The sequence below is a fragment of the Streptomyces sp. NPDC059010 genome, from assembly GCF_042740355.1.
Lineage (GTDB): Bacteria > Actinomycetota > Actinomycetes > Streptomycetales > Streptomycetaceae > Streptomyces.
Map to the genome: position 1 here is coordinate 15900 of NZ_JBHYJA010000003.1, position 23471 is coordinate 39370.

The window sequence follows — 23471 nt, forward strand, 5'->3', positions numbered from 1 at the left end:
AGCGAGGGTCGCACGCTCCGGCGCCTTGACCAACGTCTGCCCGGCAAGTGCTGCTAACAATCGTTCACTTCGCGGTGATTGTTCCGGCTCGTATCCTGGGTCGGCATTCAATCCTCGTACGCGCGCCGAGCCGCGAGCCGGTGCACCCGTCGGCGTGAGAAAGGTCGCACGTTGAGTCAGCCGAGCTCTGGTCCGCAGCAGATTCCGGTCGTCGTACTCGCCGGATTCCTCGGCTCCGGCAAGACCACCCTCCTCAACCACCTCCTCCATCGCAGCGGAGGCACCCGCATCGGCGCCATCGTCAACGACTTCGGTGCCATCGAGATCGACGCCATGGCCGTCGCCGGCGCACTCGGCGACTCCACCGTCTCCCTCGGCAACGGCTGCCTGTGCTGCGCGGTCGACGCCAGTGAGCTGGACGTCTACCTGGAGCGGCTCGCCCGCCCCGCCACCGGCATCGACGTCATCGTCATCGAGGCCAGCGGGCTCGCCGAGCCGCAGGAGCTCGTGCGCATGGTGCTCGCCAGTGAGCATCAGGGCATCGTGTACGGCGGTCTCGTCGAGGTCGTCGACGCCGCCGAGTTCGCCGACACGCGCGCCAAGCACCCCGAGGTCGACCGGCACCTCGCCCTGGCCGACCTCGTCGTGGTCAACAAGCTCGACCGGGCGGCGGACGGTGAGCGCGTCCTCGGCCTGGTCCGCGATCTCGCCGAACGCGCCGCCGTCGTCCCCGCCACCTACGGCCGTATCGACCCGGAGTTCCTCTTCGACTGCCGGCCCAGCGAGGAGCGCATCGGGCAGCTGTCCTTCGACGACCTGCACGAGCACACCGGCGACGGCGCCGACGGAACCGAAGGCGCCGACCACCAGGGTCATCTGCACACCGCCTACGACAGCCTGTCCTTCGTCTCCGAATCGCCCCTCGACCCCCGCCGGTTGATGGCGTTCCTGGACAGCAGGCCGGAGGGGCTGTACCGGATCAAGGGATACGCCGACTTCGGCCCGTACGACGCCGCGAACCGTTACGTCGTGCACGCCGTAGGGCCGTTCCTGCGCTTCTATCCGGAACCGTGGCCCGGCACCGGCACCGGCACCGGCACGGGCACCGACGCCGGCACCCGCCTCACCCAGCTCGTCCTCATCGGCTCCGGCATCGACTCCACCGCCCTGGCCAAGGAACTGGAGGTGTGCAAGAGCGACGCCCCACACGCCGACGAGCACGGCATGTGGGGCGTCCTGCGCTACGTACAAGACCCTGTACAGGACCCTGACGAGCAGGATCTCGACGACCTGTCGGTCTAGACCGGCCCGGCCACCACCGACACCGTCTTCGCCAGCGAGACACCCGAGCCGTCTCGGCGCGGGTCCATGTCCGGGAGCTCGGCCGGGGTGCCGTTCTTCTGCGCGGCGCGTGCCGGAGTGGGGCCCGCCCAGGCCAGGGCCAGACAGTCCTCGCCCTTCAGGAACCGCTGGCAGCGCACGCCGCCGGTGGCGCGGCCCTTGCGGGGGTACTGGTCGAACGGGGTCAGCTTGGCCGTCGTCTGGACGGAGTCGTCCAGCGTGCCGCGCGAGCCCGCGACGGTGAAGACCACCGCGTCGGCCGCCGGATCCACCGCGGTGAAGGAGATGACCTTCGCGCCCTCGGTGAGCTTGATGCCCGCCATGCCGCCGGCGGGCCGGCCCTGCGGGCGGACCTGCGAGGCCTGGTAGCGCAGCAGCTGCGCGTCGTCCGTGATGAAGACCAGATCCTCCTCACCGGTGCGCAGCTCGACCGCGCCGACGATCCGGTCGCCCTCCTTGAGGGTGATGACCTCCAGCTCCTCCTTGTTGGACGGATAGTCGGGCACCACCCGCTTGACGACGCCCTGTTCCGTGCCGAGCGCCAGGCCCGGGGAGGACTCGTCGAGCGTGGCCAGGCAGACGACGGTCTCGCCGTCCGTCAGCGAGACGAACTCCGACAGCGGTGCGCCGCCCGCGAGGTTGGGTCTCGACGCCGTCTCCGGCAGCTGGGGCAGATCGACGACGTTGATCCGCAGCAGACGGCCGGTGGACGTCACCGCGCCCACCTCGCCGCGGGCCGTGGCCGGCACCGCGGAGACGATCACGTCGTGCTTGGAGCGCCTCGCCTCGCCGTCCTCCGCGAAGGGGTCGCCGTTCGCCGTACGGGCCAGCAGACCCGTCGAGGACAGCAGTACCCGGCACGGGTCGTCCGCCACCTGCAGCGGTACGGCGGCCACCGGTGAGCCCGCCGTCTCCAGCAGGACCGTGCGCCGCTCGGTGCCGAACTTCTTGGCCACCGCGGCCAGTTCGGAGGAGACCAGCTTGCGCAGCTCCGCGTCCGACTCCAGGATCCGGGTCAGCTCGGCGATCTCCTCGTTGAGGCGGGTCTTCTCCGCCTCCAGCTCGATGCGGTCGAACTTGGTGAGACGGCGCAGCGGCGTGTCGAGGATGTACTGGGTCTGAACCTCGGACAGGGAGAAGCGCTCCATCAGGCGCTGCTTGGCCTGTGCGCTGTTGTCGCTGGAGCGGATCAGACGGATGACCTCGTCGATGTCCACCAGCGCGGTGAGCAGGCCCTCGACCAGGTGCAGGCGGTCGCGCCGCTTGCTGCGGCGGAACTCGCTGCGCCGCCGTACGACCTCGAAGCGGTGGTCGAGGTAGACCTCCAGGAGCTCCTTGAGGCCCAGGGTGAGGGGCTGGCCGTCGACCAGAGCGACGTTGTTGATACCGAAGGACTCCTCCATCGGCGTCAGCTTGTACAGCTGCTCCAGGACCGCCTCCGGCACGAAGCCGTTCTTGATCTCGATGACCAGGCGCAGACCGTGCTCGCGGTCGGTGAGGTCCTTCACGTCGGCGATGCCCTGGAGCTTCTTCGAGCCGACCAGGTCCTTGATCTTGGCGATGACCTTCTCCGGGCCGACCGTGAAGGGCAGCTCGGTGACGACCAGGCCCTTGCGGCGGGCGGTCACGGTGTCGATCTCGACCGTGGCGCGGATCTTGAAGGTGCCGCGGCCCGTCTCGTAGGCGTCCCGCACGCCGGAGAGGCCGACGATCCGGCCGCCGGTGGGCAGGTCGGGGCCCGGGACGTGCTTCATCAGCGTGTCCAGATCCGCGTTCGGGTGGCGGATCAGATGGCGGGCGGCCGAGATGACCTCGGCGAGGTTGTGCGGCGGCATGTTCGTGGCCATGCCGACGGCGATGCCGGAGGAGCCGTTGACCAGGAGGTTCGGGAAGGCGGCGGGCAGGGCCTGCGGCTCCCGCTCCTGGCCGTCGTAGTTGGGGACGAAGTCGACCGTGTCCTCGTCGATCGACTCGGTCATCAGGCTCGTCGCCGCGGCCTGCCGGCACTCGGTGTACCGCATGGCGGCCGGCGGGTCGTCATTGCCCAGCGAGCCGAAGTTGCCGTGGCCGTCGACCAGCGGGACGCGCATCGAGAAGGGCTGGGCCATGCGCACCAGGGCGTCGTAGATCGACGCGTCGCCGTGCGGGTGCAACTTACCCATGACCTCGCCGACGACGCGGGCGCACTTCACATAGCCGCGGTCGGGGCGCAGGCCCATCTCGTTCATCTGGTAGACGATGCGGCGATGCACGGGCTTCAGGCCGTCACGGGCGTCCGGCAGGGCGCGGGAGTAGATGACCGAGTAGGCGTACTCAAGGAAGGAGCCCTGCATCTCGTCGACGACGTCGATGTCGAGGATCTTCTCCTCGTACGAGTCGTCGGGCGGCGGGGTCTTCGTGCTGCGGCGGGCCATCGCTGCCGGCTCCTTCTGTCTTCTGGTCGCGCGAGCGTTTGACGGGTCTGACGCGGACCATTGTGGACCGCGGCACTGACAACCACCGACCAGGACCCGATGTTGGGCTCGTGGCCGGGATCCGAGAAGTGTCGCCGACGCTCCTGCTCCTGCGCGCGCAGCCGATGCAGAGATGCGCACGGATCCACGGCGGCAAGTCCGCGCCGCGCGACCGTTCACTCCCCGGAGTGATCGCAGGGTACCGGCACGCCGCCGCGGATGGAGGGGGCGTGGCGGCCGACCGGGCACTCGTCGCCGACGTCGGAGGCGACGTGCCGGAGCGCCCTGACGCACACCTGCCCCGGCCCACGTTCGCCGTCGTACCGGCACGGCGTTCTGACCGGGAACTTCGCCGACCCTTCGGACGCTGCATACAGTGGCAGGAACTTTAAGCCGAACTGCTCGGCACAACGCAGTGCACGCGACCGGAAGGACACCTTGCCCATGGGTCACACGGCCACACCGGAGGCACAATCCGGCGGCCTCACCGCGACGGAGCACCGCCTGGCCAACGGCCTGCGTGTGGTGCTCTCCGAGGACCACCTCACGCCGGTCGCCGCGGTCTGTCTCTGGTACGACGTCGGCTCCCGCCACGAGGTCAAGGGCCGTACCGGACTCGCCCACCTCTTCGAGCACCTGATGTTCCAGGGCTCCAGCAGCGTGAAGGGCACGGGTCACTTCGAGCTCGTCCAGGGCGCGGGCGGCTCGCCGAACGGCACCACCAGCTTCGAGCGCACCAACTACTTCGAGACCATGCCCGCCCACCAGCTGGAGCTCGCGCTGTGGCTGGAGGCCGACCGGATGGGCAGCCTGCTGGTGGCGCTCGACGAGGAGGGCCTGGAGAACCAGCGGGACGTCGTCAAGAACGAGCGCCGCCAGCGCTACGACAACGTCCCCTACGGCACCGCCTTCGAGAAGCTGACCGCGCTGTCGTACCCGGACGGACACCCGTACCACCACACGCCGATCGGCTCGATGGCCGACCTGGACGCGGCCAGCCTGGAGGACGCGCGCGCGTTCTTCCGCACCTACTACGCGCCGAACAACGCCGTGTTGTCCATCGTCGGCGACATCGACCCGGAGCAGACGCTCGCCTGGGTCGAGAAGTACTTCGGCTCCATCCCGGCCCACGACGGCAAGCCCGAGCCGCGCGACGGCTCGCTGCCCGACGTCATCGGCGAGCAGCTGCGCGAGGTCGTCGAGGACAACGTGCCCGCGCGCGCGATGATGGCCGCCTACCGGCTCCCGCAGGACGGCACGCGCGAGTGCGACGCCGTCGACCTGGCGCTGACCGTCCTCGGCGGCGGCGAGTCCTCCCGCCTCTACAACCGCCTCGTCCGCCGCGACCGTACGGCCGTCGCGGCCGGCTTCGGCCTGCTGCGCCTGGCCGGGGCGCCCTCTCTCGGCTGGCTGGACGTGAAGACCTCCGGCGACGTCGAGGTCCCCGTCATCGAGACGGCCGTCGACGAGGAGCTCGCCCGCTTCGCGCAGGAGGGCCCCACCGCCGAGGAGATGGAGCGCGCCCAGGCCCAGCTGGAGCGCGAGTGGCTGGACCGGCTCGGCACGGTCGCGGGCCGCGCCGACGAACTGTGCCGGTTCGCCGTCCTGTTCGGCGACCCCCAGCTCGCCTTCACCGCCGTACAGCGCGTCCTCGACGTCACCGCCGAGGAGGTCCAGGCGATCGCCAAGGCCCGCCTGCGCCCCGACAACCGCGCGGTGCTCGTCTACGAGCCGACCGCAGCCGAGGCCGACGAGACCACCGACGAGAACGAGGAGTCGGCGCAGTGACCGAGCTCGCCAGCATGGACTTCCACCCGCAGCCCCAGGCCGGCGAGGCCCGGCCCTGGGCGTTCCCGGCGCCCGAGCGCGGCAAGCTGGACAACGGCCTGACGGTCCTGAGCTGCCACCGCCCCGGTCAGCAGGTCATCGCCGTCGAGGTGCTCCTGGACACGCCCCTGGACGCCGAGCCGAAGGGCCTGGACGGCATCGCCACGATCATGGCGCGCGCCTTCTCCGAGGGCACCGACAAGCACACCGCCGAGGAGTTCGCCGCCGAGCTGGAGCGCTGCGGCGCCACCCTCGACGCCTACGCCGACCACTCCGGTGTGCGCGTCAGCCTCGAAGTGCCCGCCTCCCGCCTGGCCAGGGCGCTCGGTCTGCTCGCCGACGCCCTCAGGGCGCCCGCGTTCGCGGACGCCGAGGTCGAGCGACTGGTCCGCAACCGGCTCGACGAGATCCCGCACGAGCTGGCCAACCCCTCGCGCCGTGCCGCCAAGGAGCTCTCCAAGGAGCTGTTCCCGGCGACCTCGCGCATGTCCCGCCCGCGCCAGGGCACCGAGGAGACGGTCGGCAACATCGACTCCGCGGCCGTACGCGCCTTCTACGAGCGCCACGTCCGGCCCGCCACGTCCACCGCGGTGGTCGTCGGCGACCTCACCGGCGTCGACCTCGACGCCCTGCTCGGCGACACCCTGGGCGCCTGGACCGGCTCCCCGGCCGAGCCGCGGCCGGTCCCGCCGGTGACCGCCGACGACACCGGCCGCGTCGTCATCGTGGACCGCCCCGGCGCCGTCCAGACGCAGCTGCTGATCGGCCGGATCGGCCCGGACCGGCACGACCGCGTGTGGCCCGCGCAGGTGCTCGGCACGTACTGCCTCGGTGGCACCCTCACCTCCCGTCTGGACAAGGTGCTGCGCGAGGAGAAGGGCTACACCTACGGCGTGCGCGCCTTCGGGCAGGTCCTGCGCTCCGCCCCGGACGGCACGGGCGCGTCGATGCTCGCCATCAGCGGCTCCGTCGATACCCCGAACACCGGCCCGGCCCTGGACGACCTCTGGAAGGTCCTGCGCGGCGTCGCCGGCGAGGGGCTCACCGACGCCGAGCGGGACTTCGCCGTGCAGAACCTCGTCGGGGTGGCGCCGCTGAAGTACGAGACCGCCGCGTCCGTGGCGAACACGCTGGCCGACCAGGTCGAGCAGCACCTGCCCGACGACTACCAGGCGAAGCTGTACCAGCAGCTCGCCGCGACCGGCACCGTCGAGGCCACCGCCGCGGCCGTGAGCGCCTTCCCGGTGGACCGGCTGGTGACGATCCTCGTCGGTGACGCGGCCGAGATCCACGGGCCCGTCGAGGCCCTCGGCATCGGCGAAGTCACCGTCGTGGCGGCCGAATAGCGGACAGGCACGGCGCGGGGCGACGGCACGCGCGCGTAGGGGCCCTGGTGACTCACCGGTCACCAGGGCCCCTTTATGCCCGAATTGAGGGAGAGGCTGCCTGTCTGGCCTGTGGGATGCGCTACAAAACCCGTGATCCGTTTGGGTATTGAAAGACGTCCCGCTTAGCGTCTTCCGGGCTGTCCGTCAGGCACTGCGCCGCGTCCGCGGCACCGGTCAGCCATCGCCGAGTCCCCGTACGGCGCAAGCCAGGGGAGCCGGGGACCCATCGAAGTCCCTGGGGTGAATCGGACGCCCGCGCCAGTCGCGAGGGGGTCCGTAGGAGACCTTCCTGCTCCGAACCCGTCAGCTAACCCGGTAGGCGAGAGGGAAGGAAAGGACCAGCCTCTACATGGCGTTCACCTGCGCCACCGGGAAGAACCGCGCCTCCGGGAAGCACCGTCGTCCCGGCCGGTTCGAGCGCACCACCGCCCGCGCGGCGGGCGTCGCCGCTCTCACCGCCACCGGTGTCATAGGCACTCTGGCCGCTCCGGCGCTCGCCGCCGAACCCGCCGCCGAGCAGACCAGCCTCATCCCGGTCATCACCATCGACAACTCGATCGCCGACCAGATCGCCGACCAGGCGGCCGCGCAGGAGGAGGCGGCCCAGGAGGCCGCCGCCCTGAAGAAGGCCGCCGAGGAGGCCGCGCGCAAGAAGGCGGCCGAGAAGGCCAAGCAGGAGCGCGAGGCCAAGGAGCGCGCCGCCCGTGAGGCCGAGCGCAAGCGCCTGCTGTCGTACGTCGCCCCCATAACCGGCTCGTACGTCTCCACCGGCTACCTGGCCGGCGGCGCCGTCTGGTCCTCCGGCAGCCACACCGGCATCGACTTCCACGCCGCCAGCGGCACCTCCGTGCACGCGGTCGCCTCCGGCACCGTCGTGGAGGCCGGCTGGGGCGGGTCGTACGGCAACCAGATCGTGATCAAGATGAACGACGGTACGTACACCCAGTACGGCCATCTGTCGTCCATCGGCGTCTCGGTGGGCCAGAGCGTCACTCCGGGCCAGCAGATCGGCCTGTCCGGAGCCACCGGCAACGTCACCGGCCCGCACCTGCACTTCGAGGCGCGGACCTCGCCGGAGTACGGCTCCGACATCGACCCCGTCGCCTACCTGCGCTCGCACGGCGTGAACATCTGACCCGCACGTCCCCTCGAAGCCCCGGCTCCCCGAGCCGGGGCTTTCGGCGTTTCGGAGACGATCGGCTGACCAAAAAATATCCATGGATTCCGGCCCGCCGTCGGAAATTCCGGCCGGTTGCCATAGAGTCACTGAACACACGTCATTCGTCGACGTTTCACGGGGATTAAGGCGGAGGTCGGTCATGCGTATTCCGGCGCATTCGGTATGCACGGCGATCCGGGACGACATCGTCGCCGGTGTCTACGAGCGTGGCGGCCGGCTCACCGAGGAACTCCTCGCGCGCCGCTACGGAGTCTCCCGCGTCCCCGTGCGTGAGGCCCTGCGCACCCTGGAGGCGGAGGGCTTCGTGGTGACCCGGCGGCACGCGGGCGCGTGCGTCGCCGAACCGACCGAGGAGGAGGCCGCCGACCTGCTGGAGATGCGCCTGCTCCTGGAGCCGCTCGGCGCCGCCCGGGCCGCCCAGCGGCGCACCGAGGCCCATCTGAAAGTCCTGCGCGGCCTGGTCAGGCTGGGGCAGGAGCGGGCCAGGCGGGGGAACAGCGACGACCTGCGCTCCCTGGGCGGCTGGTTCCACGAGACGCTCGCGCAGGCCTCCGGCAGCCCCGCCCTGACCTCGATGCTGACCCAGCTGCGCCACAAGATCGCCTGGATGTACGCCGTGGAGGCGCCGGTCGACCCGGTGGAGTCCTGGACCGAGCACGGCGCGATCGTGGACGCGGTGGCGCGCGGCGACGGCGAACGCGCCCGCGCGATCACCATGCTGCACACCGAGCGCTCGACCTCCGCGCACCGGCTGCGGTTCGGCTCCGGCGGTGACCGCGCGGAGCGTGTGAGGAATTCGCAACATCCCGTAAACATGCCGAGCCTGCGGCATTAACACGGGCGCCGTATACAAAGAAGGGATATTCGGTGGCGGGAAATTTCCGCTGCCCTTTTTCGGGTGCCGTGAATTCCGTCGGCCGCCGCGCGGAAACCCGTATGCCTCCTGCTCGAAAACGACGAAGCCGCGCCCGCCGGAAAGACGGACGCGGCTTCACCGCTTGCTGCGGAGTCCCGCTCAGGTCATTCAGACCGTCTCGGGCAGTTCCTCAAGGCCCTCGGAGACCAGCTTCGCCAGACGGTCGAGGGCGACGTCCGCACCCTCGGCGTCGGAGGCGAGGACGATCTCCTCGCCGCCCTGGGCGCCCAGACCCAGGACAGCCAGCATGGAAGCCGCGTTGACGGGGTTGCCGTCAGCCTTGGCGATCGTCACCGGGATACCTGCGGCCGTGGCGGCCCGGACGAAGATGGAAGCGGGGCGGGCGTGGAGACCCTCGGCCCAGCCGACGTTGACGCGGCGCTCAGCCATGTGATGCTGCCCTTCGGTGTTCAGGGTTGTCTAGACCAGTTTCCCACACCCGTGAAGCATGCCGGGAGGGACAAAACACCCCTCTCGCGGTGACCGTCGGGTCGCGGCCTCGACCCGACATACGTCCTCCACAGACTGCCTCGCGCCGTTGTCATACGCGAGCCGTAACCTGGGCCCCATGCAGAGCGCCTCGGACCGGCACGAGTACCCCGCCCACTGGGAAGCCGACGTGGTGCTGCGCGACGGCGGCACCGCGCGCATCCGCCCCATCACCGTTGATGACGCCGAGCGCCTGGTCAGCTTCTACGAGCAGGTGTCGGACGAGTCGAAGTACTACCGCTTCTTCGCGCCCTACCCGCGACTGTCCGCGAAGGACGTCCACCGCTTCACGCACCACGACTTTGTGGACCGGGTGGGACTCGCGGCCACGGTGGGCGGCGAGTTCATCGCAACCGTACGCTACGACCGGATCGGCGCCGACGGAATGCCCGCGTCGGCACCCGCCGACGAGGCCGAGGTCGCCTTCCTCGTCCAGGACGCCCACCAGGGGCGCGGCGTCGCCTCCGCCCTTCTGGAACACATCGGCGCGGTCGCGCGCGAGCGCGACATCCGCCGGTTCGCCGCCGAGGTGCTGCCCGCCAACACCAAGATGATCAAGGTCTTCACGGACGCCGGGTACACACAGAAGCGCAGCTTCGAGGACGGCGTCGTACGTCTGGAGTTCGACCTGGAGCCGACGGACCGCTCACTCGCCGTGCAGTACGCGCGCGAGCAGCGCGCCGAGGCCCGGTCCGTACGGCGGCTGCTGACGCCCGGCTCCGTCGCCGTCATCGGCGTCGGCCGCTCACCCGGCGGGGTGGGCCGCGGCGTCCTCGGCAACATCAGGGACGCCGGGTTCACGGGGCGGCTGTACGCGGTGAACAAGGCGTTCCCGCAGGACCTCAAGGAGCTCGACGGCGTGCCCGCGCACCGCTCCGTGGGGGAGATCGGGGAGCACGTCGACCTCGCGGTGGTCGCCGTACCGGCCGAGTACGTCCCCGAGGTCGTCGCCGAGTGCGGCGAGCACGGCGTGCAGGGGCTGGTCGTCCTCTCCGCCGGGTACGCCGAGAGCGGGCCCGACGGGCGGGAGCGTCAGCGCGCACTCGTACGGCACGCGCGTGCGTACGGCATGCGCATCATCGGGCCGAACGCCTTCGGCGTCATCAACACCTCCGCCGACGTACGGCTGAACGCCTCGCTGGCCCCCGAGATGCCCCGCCCCGGCAGGATCGGGCTGTTCGCGCAGTCCGGGGCGATCGGGATCGCGCTGCTGTCCCGGCTGCACCGCCGTGGCGGCGGAGTGACCGGCGTCACCGGTGTGTCGACCTTCGTGTCGTCCGGCAACCGCGCCGACGTGTCCGGCAACGACGTCCTGCAGTACTGGTACGACGACCCGGACACCGACGTCGTCCTGATGTACCTGGAGTCCATCGGCAACCCCCGCAAGTTCACCCGCCTCGCCCGGCGCACGGCGGCGGCGAAGCCGCTGGTCGTCGTGCAGGGCGCCCGGCACGGCGGTGCGGCACCGCAGGGCCACGCCGTACGGGCCACGCGGCTGCCGCACACCACGGTGTCCGCCCTGCTGCGCCAGGCCGGCGTGATCCGGGTCGACACGATCACCGAGCTGGTGGACGCGGGCCTGCTGCTCGCCCGCCAGCCGCTGCCGGCCGGGCCGCGCGTCGCGATCCTCGGGAACTCCGAGTCGCTGGGGCTGCTGACGTACGACGCCTGTCTGTCGGAGGGCCTGCGGCCGCTGCCACCGCTGGATCTGACGACCGGGGCGTCGGCCGAGCACTTCCACGCCGCGCTGTCACGCGCCCTGGCCGACGACACCTGCGACGCGGTCGTCGTCACCGCGATCCCGGCGATCGGGGACGCCTCGACCGGGGACGCCGAGCTGGCCGAGGCCCTGAGAACGGCGGCCGAGCGGGTACCGGGGAAGCCGGTGCTGGTGGTGCACGTGGAGCTCGGCGGGCTCGCGGAGGCACTGTCGGCCGCGGCCAGCACCGCACCACAGGCGCGTCCGAAGACGCCCGGCACCACGACGCGCGCCCACCCGTTCCGCCCCCTGGACTTCCTGGCCGAGACACCGCCCGAGCAGTCGGACACCCCCGGCCAGACCCCGCGGCTCATCCCCGCCTACCCCGCCGCCGAGCGCGCCGTCCGGGCCCTCGCCGAAGCCGTCAAGTACTCCCAGTGGCGGCGCGAGGCGGCCGACCCCGGCCGGGTGCCCGAGTACGAGGACATCGACGAGAAGGGCGCCGCCCGGCTGATCGACGGCCTGCTCGCGCGCGGACAGGGGCTCACACTCGGCACCGACGAGACCTGCGACCTGCTCGGCAAGTACGGCATCCAGGTGCACCGCGCCCTGCACGCCGCCACCCCCGACGCGGCCGCCGACGCCGCCCGCACCCTCGGCTACCCCGTCGCCCTCAAGGCCACCGCCCCGCACCTGCGCCACCGCGCCGACCTCGGCGGCGTACGGCTCGATCTCGCGGACGAGGAGCAACTGCGGCGGGCGTACGCCGAGTTGACCGCGCTGTTCGGGAAGCCGGAGGAGCTCAGGCCGGTCGTGCAGAGCATGGCACCGCGCGGTGTCGACACCGTCGTACGGGCCGTGATCGACCCGGCGGCCGGTGCCGTGCTGTCCTTCGGGCTCGCCGGAGCCGCCTCCCAACTGCTCGGGGACACGGCGCACCGGCTGATCCCGGTCACGAACCGCGAGGCGACCTCGCTGGTCCGGTCGATCCGGACGGCACCGCTCCTGTTCGGCTGGCGCGGCTCCACCCCCGTCGACACACCTGCCCTGGAGGAACTGCTGCTGCGGGTGTCGCGCCTGGTCGACGACCACCCGGAGGTCGTCGCGGTCACCCTGGAACCGGTCGTCGTCGCCACCCACGGCCTGAGCGTGCTCGGCGCCTCCGTACGCCTCGCACCGCCGCCCGCCCGCGACGACCTCGGCCCCCGCACCCTCCCCACCTACTGAACCGGCACCGGAACCGTGGTGAAGACCGGCGTGAGCGGTGCCTCGCAGTCAGTGCACCCCCGTAGGATGGGCATCATGGCCAAGACCAGTACGACGACCCAGGGGCTGCGAGCGGCGATCGAGCGCAGCGGCTACTACCCGGCCCTCGTGGCCGAGGCGGTGGAGGCCGCCGTGGGCGGCGAGCCCATCCGGTCGTACCTGGTCCACCAGGAGACGACGTTCGACCAGAACGAGGTGCGGCGGCATGTGACCGTCCTCGTCCTCACCGGCAATCGCTTCATCGTCAGCCACACCGACGAGCAGGCTGCCGACACCACCTCCCCGACGCCCTACGCCACGACGTCCACCGAGTCGGTCAAGCTCGGCCGGATCTCGTCGGTCGTGCTCAGCAGGGTGGTCGCCAACCCGGAGCAGTACCAGCCGGGCACGCTGCCCCGCGAGGTCGTGCTGACCATCGGCTGGGGCGCCGTCTCCCGCATCGACCTGGAGCCCGCCGCCTGCGGCGACCCCAACTGCGAGGCCGACCACGGCTACACGGGCAACTCCACGGCGGACGACCTCAGCCTGCGTGTCAGCGAGGCCGGCGACGGTCCGGAGACGGTGCGCCAGGCGCTCGCCTTCGCACAGGCGCTCTCCGAAGCGACCGCGGACATCACCCGCTGAGATGATCCAGCCCGCCACCTGGGACTCCCACCCGGAACCCCTCACCGTAGAGTCCGCGCCGCCCCCCGAGTACGGCAGCGGCTCACTCGCCGACCTGCTGCCCACGCTGGCCGCCGGCATGTCCGTACCCGGCATGACCGCCGCGATCGGCGAGCTCAGCCCCGCCGACCGGAACTGCGTCTTCCTGATCGACGGCCTCGGCTGGGAGCAGCTCAGGGCGCACCCCGAGGACGCGCCGTTCATGACGTCGCTGCTGAGCAGCTCGCGCGGCGGCACCGGACGCCCGATCACCGCCGGCTACCCGGCGACCACCGCGACCTCCCTCGCCTCCATCGGTACCGGTCTGCCGCCGGGCGCCCACGGCCTGCCCGGATACACCGCGCGCAACCCGGAGACCGACGAGCTGATGAACCAGCTGCGCTGGAACCCGTGGACACCGCCGCGGGCCTGGCAGCCCTATCCCACCGTCTTCGAGCAGGCGCACCAGGCGGGCGTGCACGCCGCCCAGGTGTCGTCGCCCACCTTCGAGAACACCCCGCTGACCAGGGTCGCGCTCAGCGGAGGAACGTTCCTCGGGCGGCTGTCCGGCGAGGAGCGCATGGACCTCGCGGCCGAGCAACTCGCCAAGGGCGACCGCTCCTTGGTCTACACGTACTATGCCGAGCTGGACGGCGCGGGCCACCGCTTCGGCGTCGACTCGGACACCTGGCGCGGCCAGCTCATGTACGTCGACCGGCTCGTCCAGCGCCTGGCCGAACAGCTCCCGCCGCGCACCGCGCTCTACGTCACCGCCGACCACGGCATGATCGACGTGCTCTTCGACGAAGAGCACCGCATCGACTTCGACGAGGACTGGGAGCTGCGCGCCGGCGTCGCCCTGCTGGGCGGCGAGGGCCGGGCGCGGCACGTCTACGCGGTGCCCGGCGCCGCGAACGACGTCCTGACCTGCTGGCGTGAGGTGCTCGGCGAGCAGTTCTGGGTGGCCTCCCGGGAGGAGGCGATCGCGGCGGGCTGGTTCGGGCCGCGGATCGACGAGCGGGTGTACCTCCGGCTCGGCGACGTGATCGCGGCCGCGCGGGACGACGTCCTGATCATCGCGTCCGAGCGGGAGCCGAAGGAGTCGGTGATGGTCGGCAACCACGGTTCGATGACCCCCGCCGAGCAGTTGGTCCCCCTGCTCGAAGTACGCTCCTGACGCCTGCCCGACCCGAACAGCCCGTGCCGAACCCCCCCCTCACCGCACGACCGATCGCTTCACCGAAAGGTGCTCAACTCAACATGCCCGAGCTGGTGTTCTTCTCCGGAACGATGGACTGCGGGAAGTCGACGCTGGCTCTCCAGATCGAGCACAACCGTTCGGCGCGTGGTCTGCAGGGCATGATCTTCACCCGGGACGACCGTGCGGGCGAGGGCAAGCTGTCCTCGCGGCTCGGCCTGGTCACCGAGGCGGTGGAGGTCGAGGACGGCACGGACCTGTACACCTACGTCGTCGACCGGCTCTCCCGGGGCGGTCGCGCGGACTACGTCATCGCCGACGAGGCCCAGTTCCTCACCCCAGGGCAGATCGACCAGCTCGCGCGCGTGGTCGACGACCTGGGACTCGACGTCTACGCCTTCGGCATCACGACCGACTTCCGCAGCAAGCTGTTCCCCGGCTCCCAGCGCCTGGTGGAACTCGCCGACCGGGTCGAGGTGCTCCAGGTCGAGGCCCTGTGCTGGTGCGGCGCCCGCGCCACGCACAACGCCCGCACTATAGGCGGTGCGATGGTCGTCGAGGGCGCCCAGGTGGTCGTCGGGGACGTCGACCAGGCGGACGCCGTCGGCTACGAGGTCCTGTGCCGCCGCCACCACCGGCGCCGTATGACGGCCGCCAGCGCACGGGCCGCGGCCCTGTCACCCGACGTCCTGCCGGTGCACCAGGTCTGAACCGGGGCCCGGCCCTCGGCCGTCAGCGCGGGTTCTCGATGACGGAGAACCGGGCTCCCTCGGGATCCGCCACCGTCGCCACCCGGCCATGGGCGCTGTCGTGGACCGGACGCAGGACATGGCCGCCGAGGCCGACGACCCGGGCCAGCGCCTCGTCCGCGTCGGCGACTTCGAAGTACGTCATCCAGTGCGACCCCCGGTCCCGGGGCAGGGCGTGACCGACGCCGTGGATGCCGGCCACCGGGCGGCCGTCGATGCGCAGGGTGACGTGGTCGAAGTCGGCGGAGACCTCGGGCTCCTCCTCGTAGGCGAACACGGTCTCGTAGAACTTGGCGACGTTCACGGACTCGAAGGTCAGCAGCTCGTTCCAGGCGGGGGTGCCGGGCACGCCCGTGACGGCCGTGCCGAGGTGGGCCGCCGTCTGCCAGATGCCGAAGACGGCGCCGGCGGGGTCGGAGCAGATCGCCATCCGCCCGGCATCGCCGGCATCCAGCGGACCCACCCCGACGGTGCCGCCGCACAGCCGTACCGTCTCCGCGGTCAGGTCCACGTCGTTCGAGGCGAGGTAGGGCGTCCAGGCGATGGGGAGGTGGCGGTCGGGCGGCAACTGGCCGATACCGGCCACCTCATGACCGTCGAGCAGGGCCCGCACATAGGGGCCGAGTTGCTGGGGGCCGGGCTGGAACTCCCAGCCGAAGAGCGCTCCGTAGAACTCCTCGGTCGCGGCAAGCCCGTGCACCATCAGACTCACCCAGCAGGGCGTGCCGGGCGCGTGCCGGACGTGCGTCGCGCCGTTCGGGCCGGCCGACCCCCGTGCTTCGGTCATCGTCACTCTCTCCTCGGCCCCTCGTGGTGGCCGTGTCGCTTCCGCCGTCCCCGGCCCCCGTGCCGATGCTCGCACCACCCGTGGCCGCGCGCGCTGCGGGCACGCCGCGCACGACGGCCGGTGCCCGGAGGATGTCCGGTGTGCGATTTACCGCCCGTTTCCGTGCGATTGCCGACGGATGTCGATCGGCTGTACAGCATGTGCCCGATCCCGTACGCCTCGTGATCGGGCCTGTCCGGCGGGCAGAGTATCCGGAGCCGGGCGATGCGGCCACCCCGTGCGCAAGGATGGTGGCCATGAACGCCATCATCTCCGCATCCGAACTCGCCAGCGCGCTGACGGGGGAGAACCCGCCGGTGCTGCTCGACGTCCGCTGGCAGTTGACCCTGGCCAAGACACCTGGTGAGCCCCCGTTCGACGGCCGGAAGGCCTACGAGGCCGGGCACATCCCCGGCGCGGTCTACGTCGATCTGGACCGGGAACTGGCCGCCACGCCCGGTTCGCGCGGGCGTCACCCGCTGCCGGACTTGGCCGGATTCGGCGCGGCGATGCGCCGGTCGGGCGTGTCGTCCGGGACGCCGGTGATCGTGTACGACGGCGGGCAGGGCTGGGCGGCGGCCCGCGCGTGGTGGCTGTTGCGCTGGACGGGGCACCCGGAGGTGCGGGTTCTCGACGGCGGACTGCCGACCTGGGAGGGGCCCCTGGAGACATCCGTACCGAGTCCGGCGGAGGGCGATTTCGAGCCGGTACCGGGGGCGACGGGACTGCTCGACGCCGACGACGCGGCGGCGCTCGCCCGATCCGGGGTGCTGCTGGACGCGCGCGCGGGGGAGCGGTACCGGGGCGAGGTCGAGCCGATCGACCCGGTCGGCGGCCACATCCCGGGCGCCCTGTCCGCGCCCACGAACGACAACGTCGGCACGGACGGCCGCTTCCTGCCCGCCGAGGAACTCGCGGCACGCTTCAAGGCGCTGGGCGCGTCCGAGGGCACGGACGTCGGCGTGTACTGCGGCTCGGGCGTCTCAGGCGCCCATGAGGTGCTGGCCCTGGCGGTCGCGGGCATCCCGGCGGCGCTGTACGTCGGCTCGTGGTCGGAGTGGTCCTCGGATCCGTCGCGTCCGGTGGCCGTGGGGCCGGACCCGCAGTAGGGCGGGCCGAGCCGGAACGGCATGGATGAGGGCCGCGTCGCAGCTGACGCGGCCCTCAACCTCGTACGGCCGCATCCACAGCCGTACGACCGACTACTCCTGCTACTCCTGCTTCTTGCGGCGCGTGCCGAACACGATCTCGTCCCAGCTCGGGACGGCGGCTCGGCGGCCCGGGCGGACGCCGTCCGCTTCGGCCTGGCGGTCCGTGGCGCCGATGAGGCGGTCACGGTGGCTGCCGACCGAGCGGGGCATGAGGACGTCCGCGTAGGCGGACCCCGCGGAGGCGGCCGGGGCGGGAGGCTCCTCCGCGGCCGGTTCGGCGGGAGGTTCCTCCACTTCCGGCTCGGACGGGCGCTCCGGCACCACCAGGTCACCGCGGAAGCTGGGCACCGCCTCCAGCAGGCTGGTCAGCGAGTCCCGTTCCTCCGCGGTCTCCTCGACCGGTTCGGGGGTCGGGGCGGGCAGGCTCGGCCGCGCGGTCTCCAGGGCACGGTCCATCGAACGCTCGCGCGGAAGCCGGGCGATGCGCGGCACGAACGGGAAGCTCGGCTCCGGCGCGGCGAGGTCGTCGGACTCACCGATCAGCGAGCGCGCCTCGTCGTCGACGGCCTGGACGAGCCGCCGGGGCGGGTCGTACGTCCAACTCGCCGAGTGCGGTTCGCCCGCCACCAGATAGACCAGCAGCACTTCCCAGGTGCCGTCGTCCCGGCGCCACGAGTCCCACTGCACGGAGTCCTTGTCGGCGCCGCGCAGCAGCAGCCGCTCCTGGACGGCCTCGCCGAGCTGCGGCCCCGCGGCGTTCTCACCGGGGCGGCGGACGGGGGTCTTGCGGGCCCGCTCGGCCATGAAGGCACGCTCGGCGAGCACGGGGCCCTCGAAGCGCCGCACACGGTCGACGGGGATGCCGGCGAGCTGGGCGACCTCTTCCGCAGTGGCACCAGCGCGTATACGCGCCTGGATGTCTCGGGGGCGGAGATGGCTCTCCACCTCGATCTCGATCTGACCGAGGCGCGGCCGGTCGCCGCGCACGGCGGCGCGCAGCCGCTCGTCGATCGGAAGGGTGTACTCCGTTGCGTCGGCAGCCTTGAGCACCAGCCGTGTGCCGTCATTCGAGACGGCCACGACACGCAGTTCGGGCATGGGGACCTCCCGGGTGGTGCCTGCCGACGTCACGTGCGTCGCTGCTTCCGCTAGTCGAGTGTGGCCTGCCCGGGTGCAGCCTGCCACAACCTTGCCGAGTTGCCCGGCGTGTCGGGCGCGGGCCCTGGATCGCCGTTATGGCACGGTTACCTATTCGCAACGCTAAGTGACCAAATCCGTCACCCTGTGCAACTAGCCCCCTCCCGGCGGTCCTTGAAGGTCGCGGACGCCCTGGCGGGAGACCGGACCCAGGGCTCGCAACAGTACTCCATTTGGGCCACGTGCGTGGATTGGCGCGCCGCCCAACTTCTGGCAAGGAGCGTCACCCGGCCGTCCGTTGAGCGGTTCGCCGATCTTGAACGTGGCGTACTTCACGCAATCCGCAGAAACGGAACGAATGGATTCGGCCTCGTGCGTCGCGTCGGCTATGCCCCCAACACCCTGCGCAAGTAGTCGTTCTGGAACAACCGGTCGGGATCGAGCCGGTCCCGCAGCGCGGTGAACTCGCCGAAGCGCGGATACACCTGGGCGAAGTACTCGGCGTCACGTGTGTGCACCTTGCCCCAGTGCGGCCGCCCCTCGTGCGCGGTGAAGATCCGCTCGGCCGCGGTGAAGTACCGCTGATACGGCGTGCCCTTGGCCATGTGGACGGCGATATAGGCGCTGTCGCGGTCCGACGCGGTGGACAGGGTGATGTCGTCGGCCGGGGCGGTGCGGACCTCGACGGGGAAGCTGACCCGCAGGCCGGAGCGCTCGACCATGGCCTTCAGCTCGCGCAGCGTCTCGACGACGGCCTGGCGCGGAACGGCGTACTCCATCTCCACGAAGCGCACCCGGCGCGGCGATGTGAAGACCTTGTAGGGGATGTCGGTGTAGGTCCGCGAGGACAGGGCCTTGCTGGAGATCTGAGCGATCGTCGGGATCGCCGCGGGCACCGCGCGGCCGACCCACTGGGCCGCCTGGAAGACGCCGTTGGAGAGGAACTCGTCCTCGAACCAGCCCGCGACCTGGCCAACCGGCTTCTCCGGGCCCGCGCTGCGGTTGTTGCGCTTGGTGTTGGTGCTGGTGGTGTGCGGGAACCAATAGAACTCGAAGTGCTCGTTCTCGGCCCAGAGTTCGTCGAACTCCGAAAGGACCCTGTCGAACGGCATCGGCTCCTCGCGCGCGGAGAGCAGGAAGATCGGCTCCACGGCGAACGTGATCGCGGTGACGATGCCGAGCGCGCCGAGACCGATCCGGGCGGCGGCGAAGACCTCCGGATTCTCCTTCTCGGAGCAGGTGAGCACCGAGCCGTCGGCGGTGGCCAGTTCCAGCGCCTTGATCTGGGTGGCGATCGAGCCGGAGTCACGGCCCGTGCCGTGGGTGCCGGTGCTGGTGGCGCCGGAGACCGTCTGTTCCATGATGTCGCCCATGTTCGTGAGCGACAGGCCCTCGCGCGCCAGGGCCATGTTGAGTCTCTTGAGCGGGGTACCGGCCTCGACCGTGACGGTCATGGCGTCACGGTCGATGTTGCGGATGCCGGTCAACAGTTGAGGGCGGATCAACACACCGTCGGTCGCGGCTATGGACGTGAAGGAATGCCCGCTGCCGATCGCCTTCACCTTCAGGCCGTCCTCAGCGGCCCGGCGTATCGCCGCCGACAACTCCTCGACCGAGGCCGGAGCGACCTCCCGCGCGGGACGGGCGGCGACATTGCCGCCCCAGTTACGCCACGTGCCGTTCTTCCCGCTCGCTGTGCTGCTCAACGGTGCCTCCCCGACGCGGAGCCGGCCTGCTGAGCCGGCGGTACCCCAGGAAACCGACCGCGACCGCGGCGGCCCCGGACACCGCCGGAACCCCGTACCCGGCGTCCGCGCCGGCCGCGTCGATCACCCAGCCGGCCACGGAGGAGCCGAGCGCGACCCCGACCGCGAGCCCGGTGCTCACCCAGGTCATGCCCTCGGTCAGTTGCGCGCGTGGTACGTGCTCTTCGATCAGGGACATGGTGGTGATCATCGTGGGAGCGACGGCCATGCCCGCAACGAACAGCGCCACGGCCAGAAACGGCAAGTTTCCGACCAGTAGGAGGGGGATCATACTCACGGCCATGGCGCATATGCCCAGCAGCCAACGGCGTTCCGGCGCCCCCTTGAAGCGCAACAGCCCGAAGACGAGGCCCGCCGCGCAGGAGCCCGCCGCGTACAGCGCGAGGACCACGCTCGCGGCGCTCTTGTGCCCCTGCTCGTCCGCGAAGGCCACGGTGACCACGTCGACGGATCCGAAGATCGCTCCGGTCGCCACGAAGGTGGCCACCAGCACCTGAAGCCCCGGGGCGCGCAGAGCCGAGTCGCCGCCCTGCTTCTCGCGCGGATGCGGCGCGGGCTCGGTGGAGCGCTGCGCGGTCAGCCAGAAGACACCGGCCCCCAGGAAGCAGCCGGCGAGCAGCGGCCCGGCCTCCGGGAACCACGCCGTGGACAGGCCGATCGAGATGATCGGCCCGAAGATGAAGCACACCTCGTCGATCACGGACTCGAAGGAGTACGCGGTGTGCAGCTGAGGCGTCCCGCGGTAGAGCGCGGCCCAGCGGGCGCGGATCATCGCCCCGACGCTCGGCACGCATCCGATGCCGACGCAGGCCACGAACAGCACCCAGTCCGGCCACCCGTAGTGCGCGGCGAACAGCAGCGCGGCCCCCGCGGCCAGCGAGATCAACGTCGCCGGACGCAGCACCCGCCGCTGCCCGTGCTGATCCACCAGCCGGGAGACCTGGGGCCCCGCCACGGCGGCGGAGAGCGCGATGGTCGCCGACAGGGCACCGGCGAGGCCGTACCGCCCGGTCAGCTGCGACACCATCGTCACCACGCCGATGCCCATCATCGACAGCGGCATCCGGCCGAGGAGGCCCGCGGCGGAGAAGGCCTTGCTGCCGGGTGCGGCGAACAGGGCGCGGTAGGGGCTGGGCACGAGGGTCTCCGGTCGGGCGGGAGCGGCGGAACTGCGCCGGCTCAGGGCAACTGGGGGTGAATCAGGGCAGTTCGGGGCCACTCAGTAAGGCGCGTGGATGGCCGATACAGCTTACGAGTTAGGTGACCCTAACGCACCCGCTCGGACGAACCGGGAACCCGGGCGGTCACCCCGCCGTTTCCCGGCTGTCAGTACCGGATGACAGGATCAACCCATGCCAGACGTGCGCGATGCCACCCCCTACGACGCCCTGCTCCTGCTCTCGTTCGGCGGCCCCGAGGGCCCGGACGACGTGATCCCGTTCCTGGAGAACGTCACCCGTGGGCGGGGCATCCCGAAGGAACGCCTGAAGGAAGTCGGCGAGCACTACTTCCTGTTCGGCGGAGTCAGCCCCATCAACGACCAGAACCGCGCCCTGCTGGACGCCCTGCGCAAGGACTTCGCCGAGCACGGCCTGGATCTGCCGATCTACTGGGGCAACCGCAACTGGGCGCCGTATCTGACGGACACCCTGCGCGAGATGGTCGCCGACGGGCGCCGCCGCATCCTCGTCCTGGCCACCAGCGCCTACGCCTCCTACTCGGGCTGCCGCCAGTACCGCGAGAACCTCGCCGACTCGCTGGCGGCCCTGGAGGCCGAGGGCCTTCAGCTGCCGAAGATCGACAAGCTGCGGCACTACTTCAACCACCCCGGCTTCCTGGAGCCGATGATCGACGGCGTCGTCGAGTCCCTGGCCGAGCTTCCCGAGGACGCCCGCGCGGGCGCGCACATCGCCTTCTCGACCCACTCCATCCCGACCGCCGCCGCGGACGCCTCCGGCCCGGTCGAGGACCACGGCGACGGCGGCGCGTACGTCGAGCAGCACCTGGACGCGGCCCGGCTGATCGCCGAGGCGGTCCGTGAGCGCACCGGCGTCGACCACCCCTGGCAGCTCGTCTACCAGTCCCGCTCCGGCGCCCCGCACATCCCGTGGCTGGAGCCCGACATCTGCGACCACCTGGAGGAGCGGCACGAGGCCGGGGTCCCCGCCGTCGTGATCGCCCCCATCGGCTTCGTCTCCGACCACATGGAGGTCCTCTACGACCTCGACACGGAGGCCAAGGCCAAGGCCGAGGAGCTCGGCCTGCCGATGCGCCGCTCCGCCACCGTCGGCGACGACCCGAGGTTCGCCGCGGCGATCCGCGACCTCGTCCTGGAGCGGGCCGCCGTGGAGCGCGCGGAAGAGGTCACCCCGTGCGTCCTCGGCGGACTCGGCGCGAGCCACAACCTGTGCCCGGTCGGCTGCTGTCCGGCCCGCGCGCCCCGGCCCGCCGCGGCGGGCGCCGACAGCCCCTACGCATGAGGAGCCCCGTGACCGACGCCCTGCACACGGAACTGCTCGCCCTGGCCCGGGAGGCGGCCCGTCGCGCGGGTGAACTCCTGCGCGACGGCCGCCCGGCCGACCTCGCCGTCGCGGCGACCAAGTCGAGCCCGATCGACGTGGTCACGGAGATGGACATCGCGGCGGAGAAGCTGATCACGAGCCTGATCGCCGAGCAGCGCCCCGACGACGGCTTCCTCGGCGAGGAGGGCGCCTCCACCGAGGGCACGAGCGGCGTCCGCTGGGTGATCGACCCGCTCGACGGCACGGTGAACTACCTCTACGGACTGCCGACCTGGTCCGTCTCCATCGCCGCCGAGCAGGACGGGGAGACGGTGGTGGGGGTCGTCGCGGCCCCCATGCGCGGGGAGACGTACCACGCGGTCCTCGGCGGGGGCGCGTGGGCGACGGGAGCGTGGGACGGGGAACGCAGGCTCAGCTGCCGGCCCACGGCGCCGCTGGAGCAGTCCCTGGTCTCCACGGGCTTCAACTACGTCACCGAGGTCCGCACCCATCAGGCCGACGTGGCCCGGCGGCTGATCCCGCTCCTGCGTGACATCCGACGCGGCGGCTCGGCGGCGATCGACCTGTGCGATCTGGCGGCGGGGCGCCTGGACGGGTACTACGAGCGCGGGCTGAACGCCTGGGACGTGGCGGCGGGGGACCTGATCGCCCGGGAGGCGGGCGCGCTGACCGGCGGACGGCCCGGAGAGCGGCCGTCACGGGATCTGGCGGTCGCCGCCACGCCCGGGGTGTTCGAGCCCCTCCAGCAGCTCCTGGAGGACTTCGGAGCCTGGCACGACTGACCCCCGGCTGACGGCGCGCAGGCCCATCGGCCCGCCCCGACGCAAAGCGGGGCCCCCGCGCGGGGGTTGTCGGGGGGCCGCGGTGGGGGTGGGTGGCACCATGCCGCGGGCGTCACCGCACCCGACGATAGTTTTTGCA

At 71.5% G+C, this 23471-nt stretch carries 18 protein-coding genes and 1 riboswitch; of the genes, 12 read left to right on the top strand and 6 right to left on the bottom strand.

All coding sequences use genetic code 11. The features are described from left to right. Positions 1 to 171 precede the first annotated feature (171 nt). Positions 172 to 1302 (top strand): CobW family GTP-binding protein, encoded by a 1131-nt coding sequence (locus ACFWYS_RS03860; protein WP_384762868.1) that lies wholly within the window; start codon positions 172 to 174, stop codon positions 1300 to 1302. On the opposite strand, the gene ACFWYS_RS03865 is transcribed toward ACFWYS_RS03860, so the two are convergent. Continuing rightward, a complete protein-coding gene (locus tag ACFWYS_RS03865) occupies positions 1299 to 3755 on the bottom strand; it encodes a DNA topoisomerase (ATP-hydrolyzing) subunit A (RefSeq protein WP_384762871.1) in 2457 nt (818 codons plus the stop codon). The two genes, ACFWYS_RS03860 and ACFWYS_RS03865, sit on opposite strands and share 4 nt — an antisense overlap. Before the next feature lie 483 nt (positions 3756 to 4238). Between ACFWYS_RS03865 and ACFWYS_RS03870 the strand changes: the two genes are divergently transcribed. The 4 genes from ACFWYS_RS03870 to ACFWYS_RS03885 all read left to right on the top strand — a co-directional run bounded on the left by ACFWYS_RS03870 (position 4239) and on the right by ACFWYS_RS03885 (position 9024). Further along, positions 4239 to 5582: a M16 family metallopeptidase gene (locus ACFWYS_RS03870; protein WP_384762874.1), complete on the top strand. Its 1344-nt coding sequence runs from the start codon at positions 4239 to 4241 to the stop codon at positions 5580 to 5582. Next, positions 5579 to 6967 carry a M16 family metallopeptidase gene (locus tag ACFWYS_RS03875; RefSeq protein WP_384762876.1) on the top strand — a complete coding sequence of 463 codons (1389 nt, stop codon included), beginning with the start codon at positions 5579 to 5581 and terminating at the stop codon, positions 6965 to 6967. The genes ACFWYS_RS03870 and ACFWYS_RS03875 overlap by 4 nt, the downstream gene beginning before the upstream one ends. A gap of 214 nt (positions 6968 to 7181) precedes the next feature. Further along, a riboswitch (cyclic di-AMP (ydaO/yuaA leader) is annotated at positions 7182 to 7346 on the top strand. Between the two features lie 12 nt (positions 7347 to 7358). Continuing rightward, positions 7359 to 8144 carry a M23 family metallopeptidase gene (locus ACFWYS_RS03880; protein WP_384762879.1) on the top strand — a complete coding sequence of 262 codons (786 nt, stop codon included), beginning with the start codon at positions 7359 to 7361 and terminating at the stop codon, positions 8142 to 8144. Between the two features lie 184 nt (positions 8145 to 8328). Further along, a complete protein-coding gene (locus ACFWYS_RS03885; protein ID WP_384762882.1) occupies positions 8329 to 9024 on the top strand; it encodes a GntR family transcriptional regulator in 696 nt (231 codons plus the stop codon). 189 nt (positions 9025 to 9213) lie between these two features. Here the strand turns inward: ACFWYS_RS03885 and ACFWYS_RS03890 are convergent, their stop codons facing one another. After that, positions 9214 to 9495 (bottom strand): HPr family phosphocarrier protein, encoded by a 282-nt coding sequence (locus ACFWYS_RS03890; protein WP_067441040.1) that lies wholly within the window; start codon positions 9493 to 9495, stop codon positions 9214 to 9216. A 178-nt stretch (positions 9496 to 9673) separates the two neighbouring features. Here ACFWYS_RS03890 and ACFWYS_RS03895 point away from each other — a divergent pair, with 178 nt between their 5' ends. The 4 genes from ACFWYS_RS03895 (at position 9674) to ACFWYS_RS03910 (ending at position 15109) form a co-directional block, all read left to right on the top strand. Continuing rightward, positions 9674 to 12520, top strand: coding sequence for a GNAT family N-acetyltransferase (locus tag ACFWYS_RS03895; protein ID WP_384762885.1), 2847 nt, complete (start codon positions 9674 to 9676; stop codon positions 12518 to 12520). A gap of 75 nt (positions 12521 to 12595) precedes the next feature. Beyond that, positions 12596 to 13183, top strand: a complete 588-nt coding sequence (locus ACFWYS_RS03900) for a DUF5998 family protein (protein WP_384762888.1) — start codon at positions 12596 to 12598, stop codon at positions 13181 to 13183. A gap of 1 nt (position 13184) precedes the next feature. Further along, complete coding sequence (locus ACFWYS_RS03905; protein ID WP_384762889.1) at positions 13185 to 14378, top strand: alkaline phosphatase family protein; 1194 nt, start codon at positions 13185 to 13187, stop codon at positions 14376 to 14378. 83 nt (positions 14379 to 14461) lie between these two features. Then, positions 14462 to 15109, top strand: a complete 648-nt coding sequence (locus ACFWYS_RS03910; RefSeq protein ID WP_384762892.1) for a thymidine kinase — start codon at positions 14462 to 14464, stop codon at positions 15107 to 15109. A 22-nt stretch (positions 15110 to 15131) separates the two neighbouring features. On the opposite strand, the gene ACFWYS_RS03915 is transcribed toward ACFWYS_RS03910, so the two are convergent. Next, positions 15132 to 15935 carry a VOC family protein gene (locus tag ACFWYS_RS03915; RefSeq protein ID WP_384762894.1) on the bottom strand — a complete coding sequence of 268 codons (804 nt, stop codon included), beginning with the start codon at positions 15933 to 15935 and terminating at the stop codon, positions 15132 to 15134. Positions 15936 to 16231: 296 nt separating this feature from the next. Here ACFWYS_RS03915 and ACFWYS_RS03920 point away from each other — a divergent pair, with 296 nt between their 5' ends. Then, positions 16232 to 17083 (top strand): sulfurtransferase, encoded by an 852-nt coding sequence (locus ACFWYS_RS03920; RefSeq protein WP_384762896.1) that lies wholly within the window; start codon positions 16232 to 16234, stop codon positions 17081 to 17083. Between the two features lie 102 nt (positions 17084 to 17185). Here the strand turns inward: ACFWYS_RS03920 and sepH are convergent, their stop codons facing one another. From sepH to ACFWYS_RS03935, 3 genes are all read right to left on the bottom strand, one after another. After that, complete coding sequence (sepH, locus tag ACFWYS_RS03925; protein WP_384762899.1) at positions 17186 to 18223, bottom strand: septation protein SepH; 1038 nt, start codon at positions 18221 to 18223, stop codon at positions 17186 to 17188. Positions 18224 to 18648: 425 nt separating this feature from the next. Continuing rightward, positions 18649 to 19968 carry a D-arabinono-1,4-lactone oxidase gene (locus ACFWYS_RS03930; protein ID WP_384762902.1) on the bottom strand — a complete coding sequence of 440 codons (1320 nt, stop codon included), beginning with the start codon at positions 19966 to 19968 and terminating at the stop codon, positions 18649 to 18651. Then, entirely contained in the window at positions 19928 to 21166 is a 1239-nt protein-coding gene (locus ACFWYS_RS03935; RefSeq protein WP_384762905.1) for an MFS transporter, read from the bottom strand. The genes ACFWYS_RS03930 and ACFWYS_RS03935 overlap by 41 nt, the downstream gene beginning before the upstream one ends. 214 nt (positions 21167 to 21380) lie before the next feature. On the opposite strand from ACFWYS_RS03935, the gene ACFWYS_RS03940 reads away from it, so the two are divergent. Both ACFWYS_RS03940 and ACFWYS_RS03945 read left to right on the top strand, forming a co-directional pair. Next, complete coding sequence (locus tag ACFWYS_RS03940) at positions 21381 to 22508, top strand: ferrochelatase (RefSeq protein WP_384762908.1); 1128 nt, start codon at positions 21381 to 21383, stop codon at positions 22506 to 22508. 8 nt (positions 22509 to 22516) lie between these two features. Further along, entirely contained in the window at positions 22517 to 23332 is an 816-nt protein-coding gene (locus ACFWYS_RS03945; RefSeq protein ID WP_384762911.1) for an inositol monophosphatase family protein, read from the top strand. Positions 23333 to 23471 lie beyond the last annotated feature (139 nt).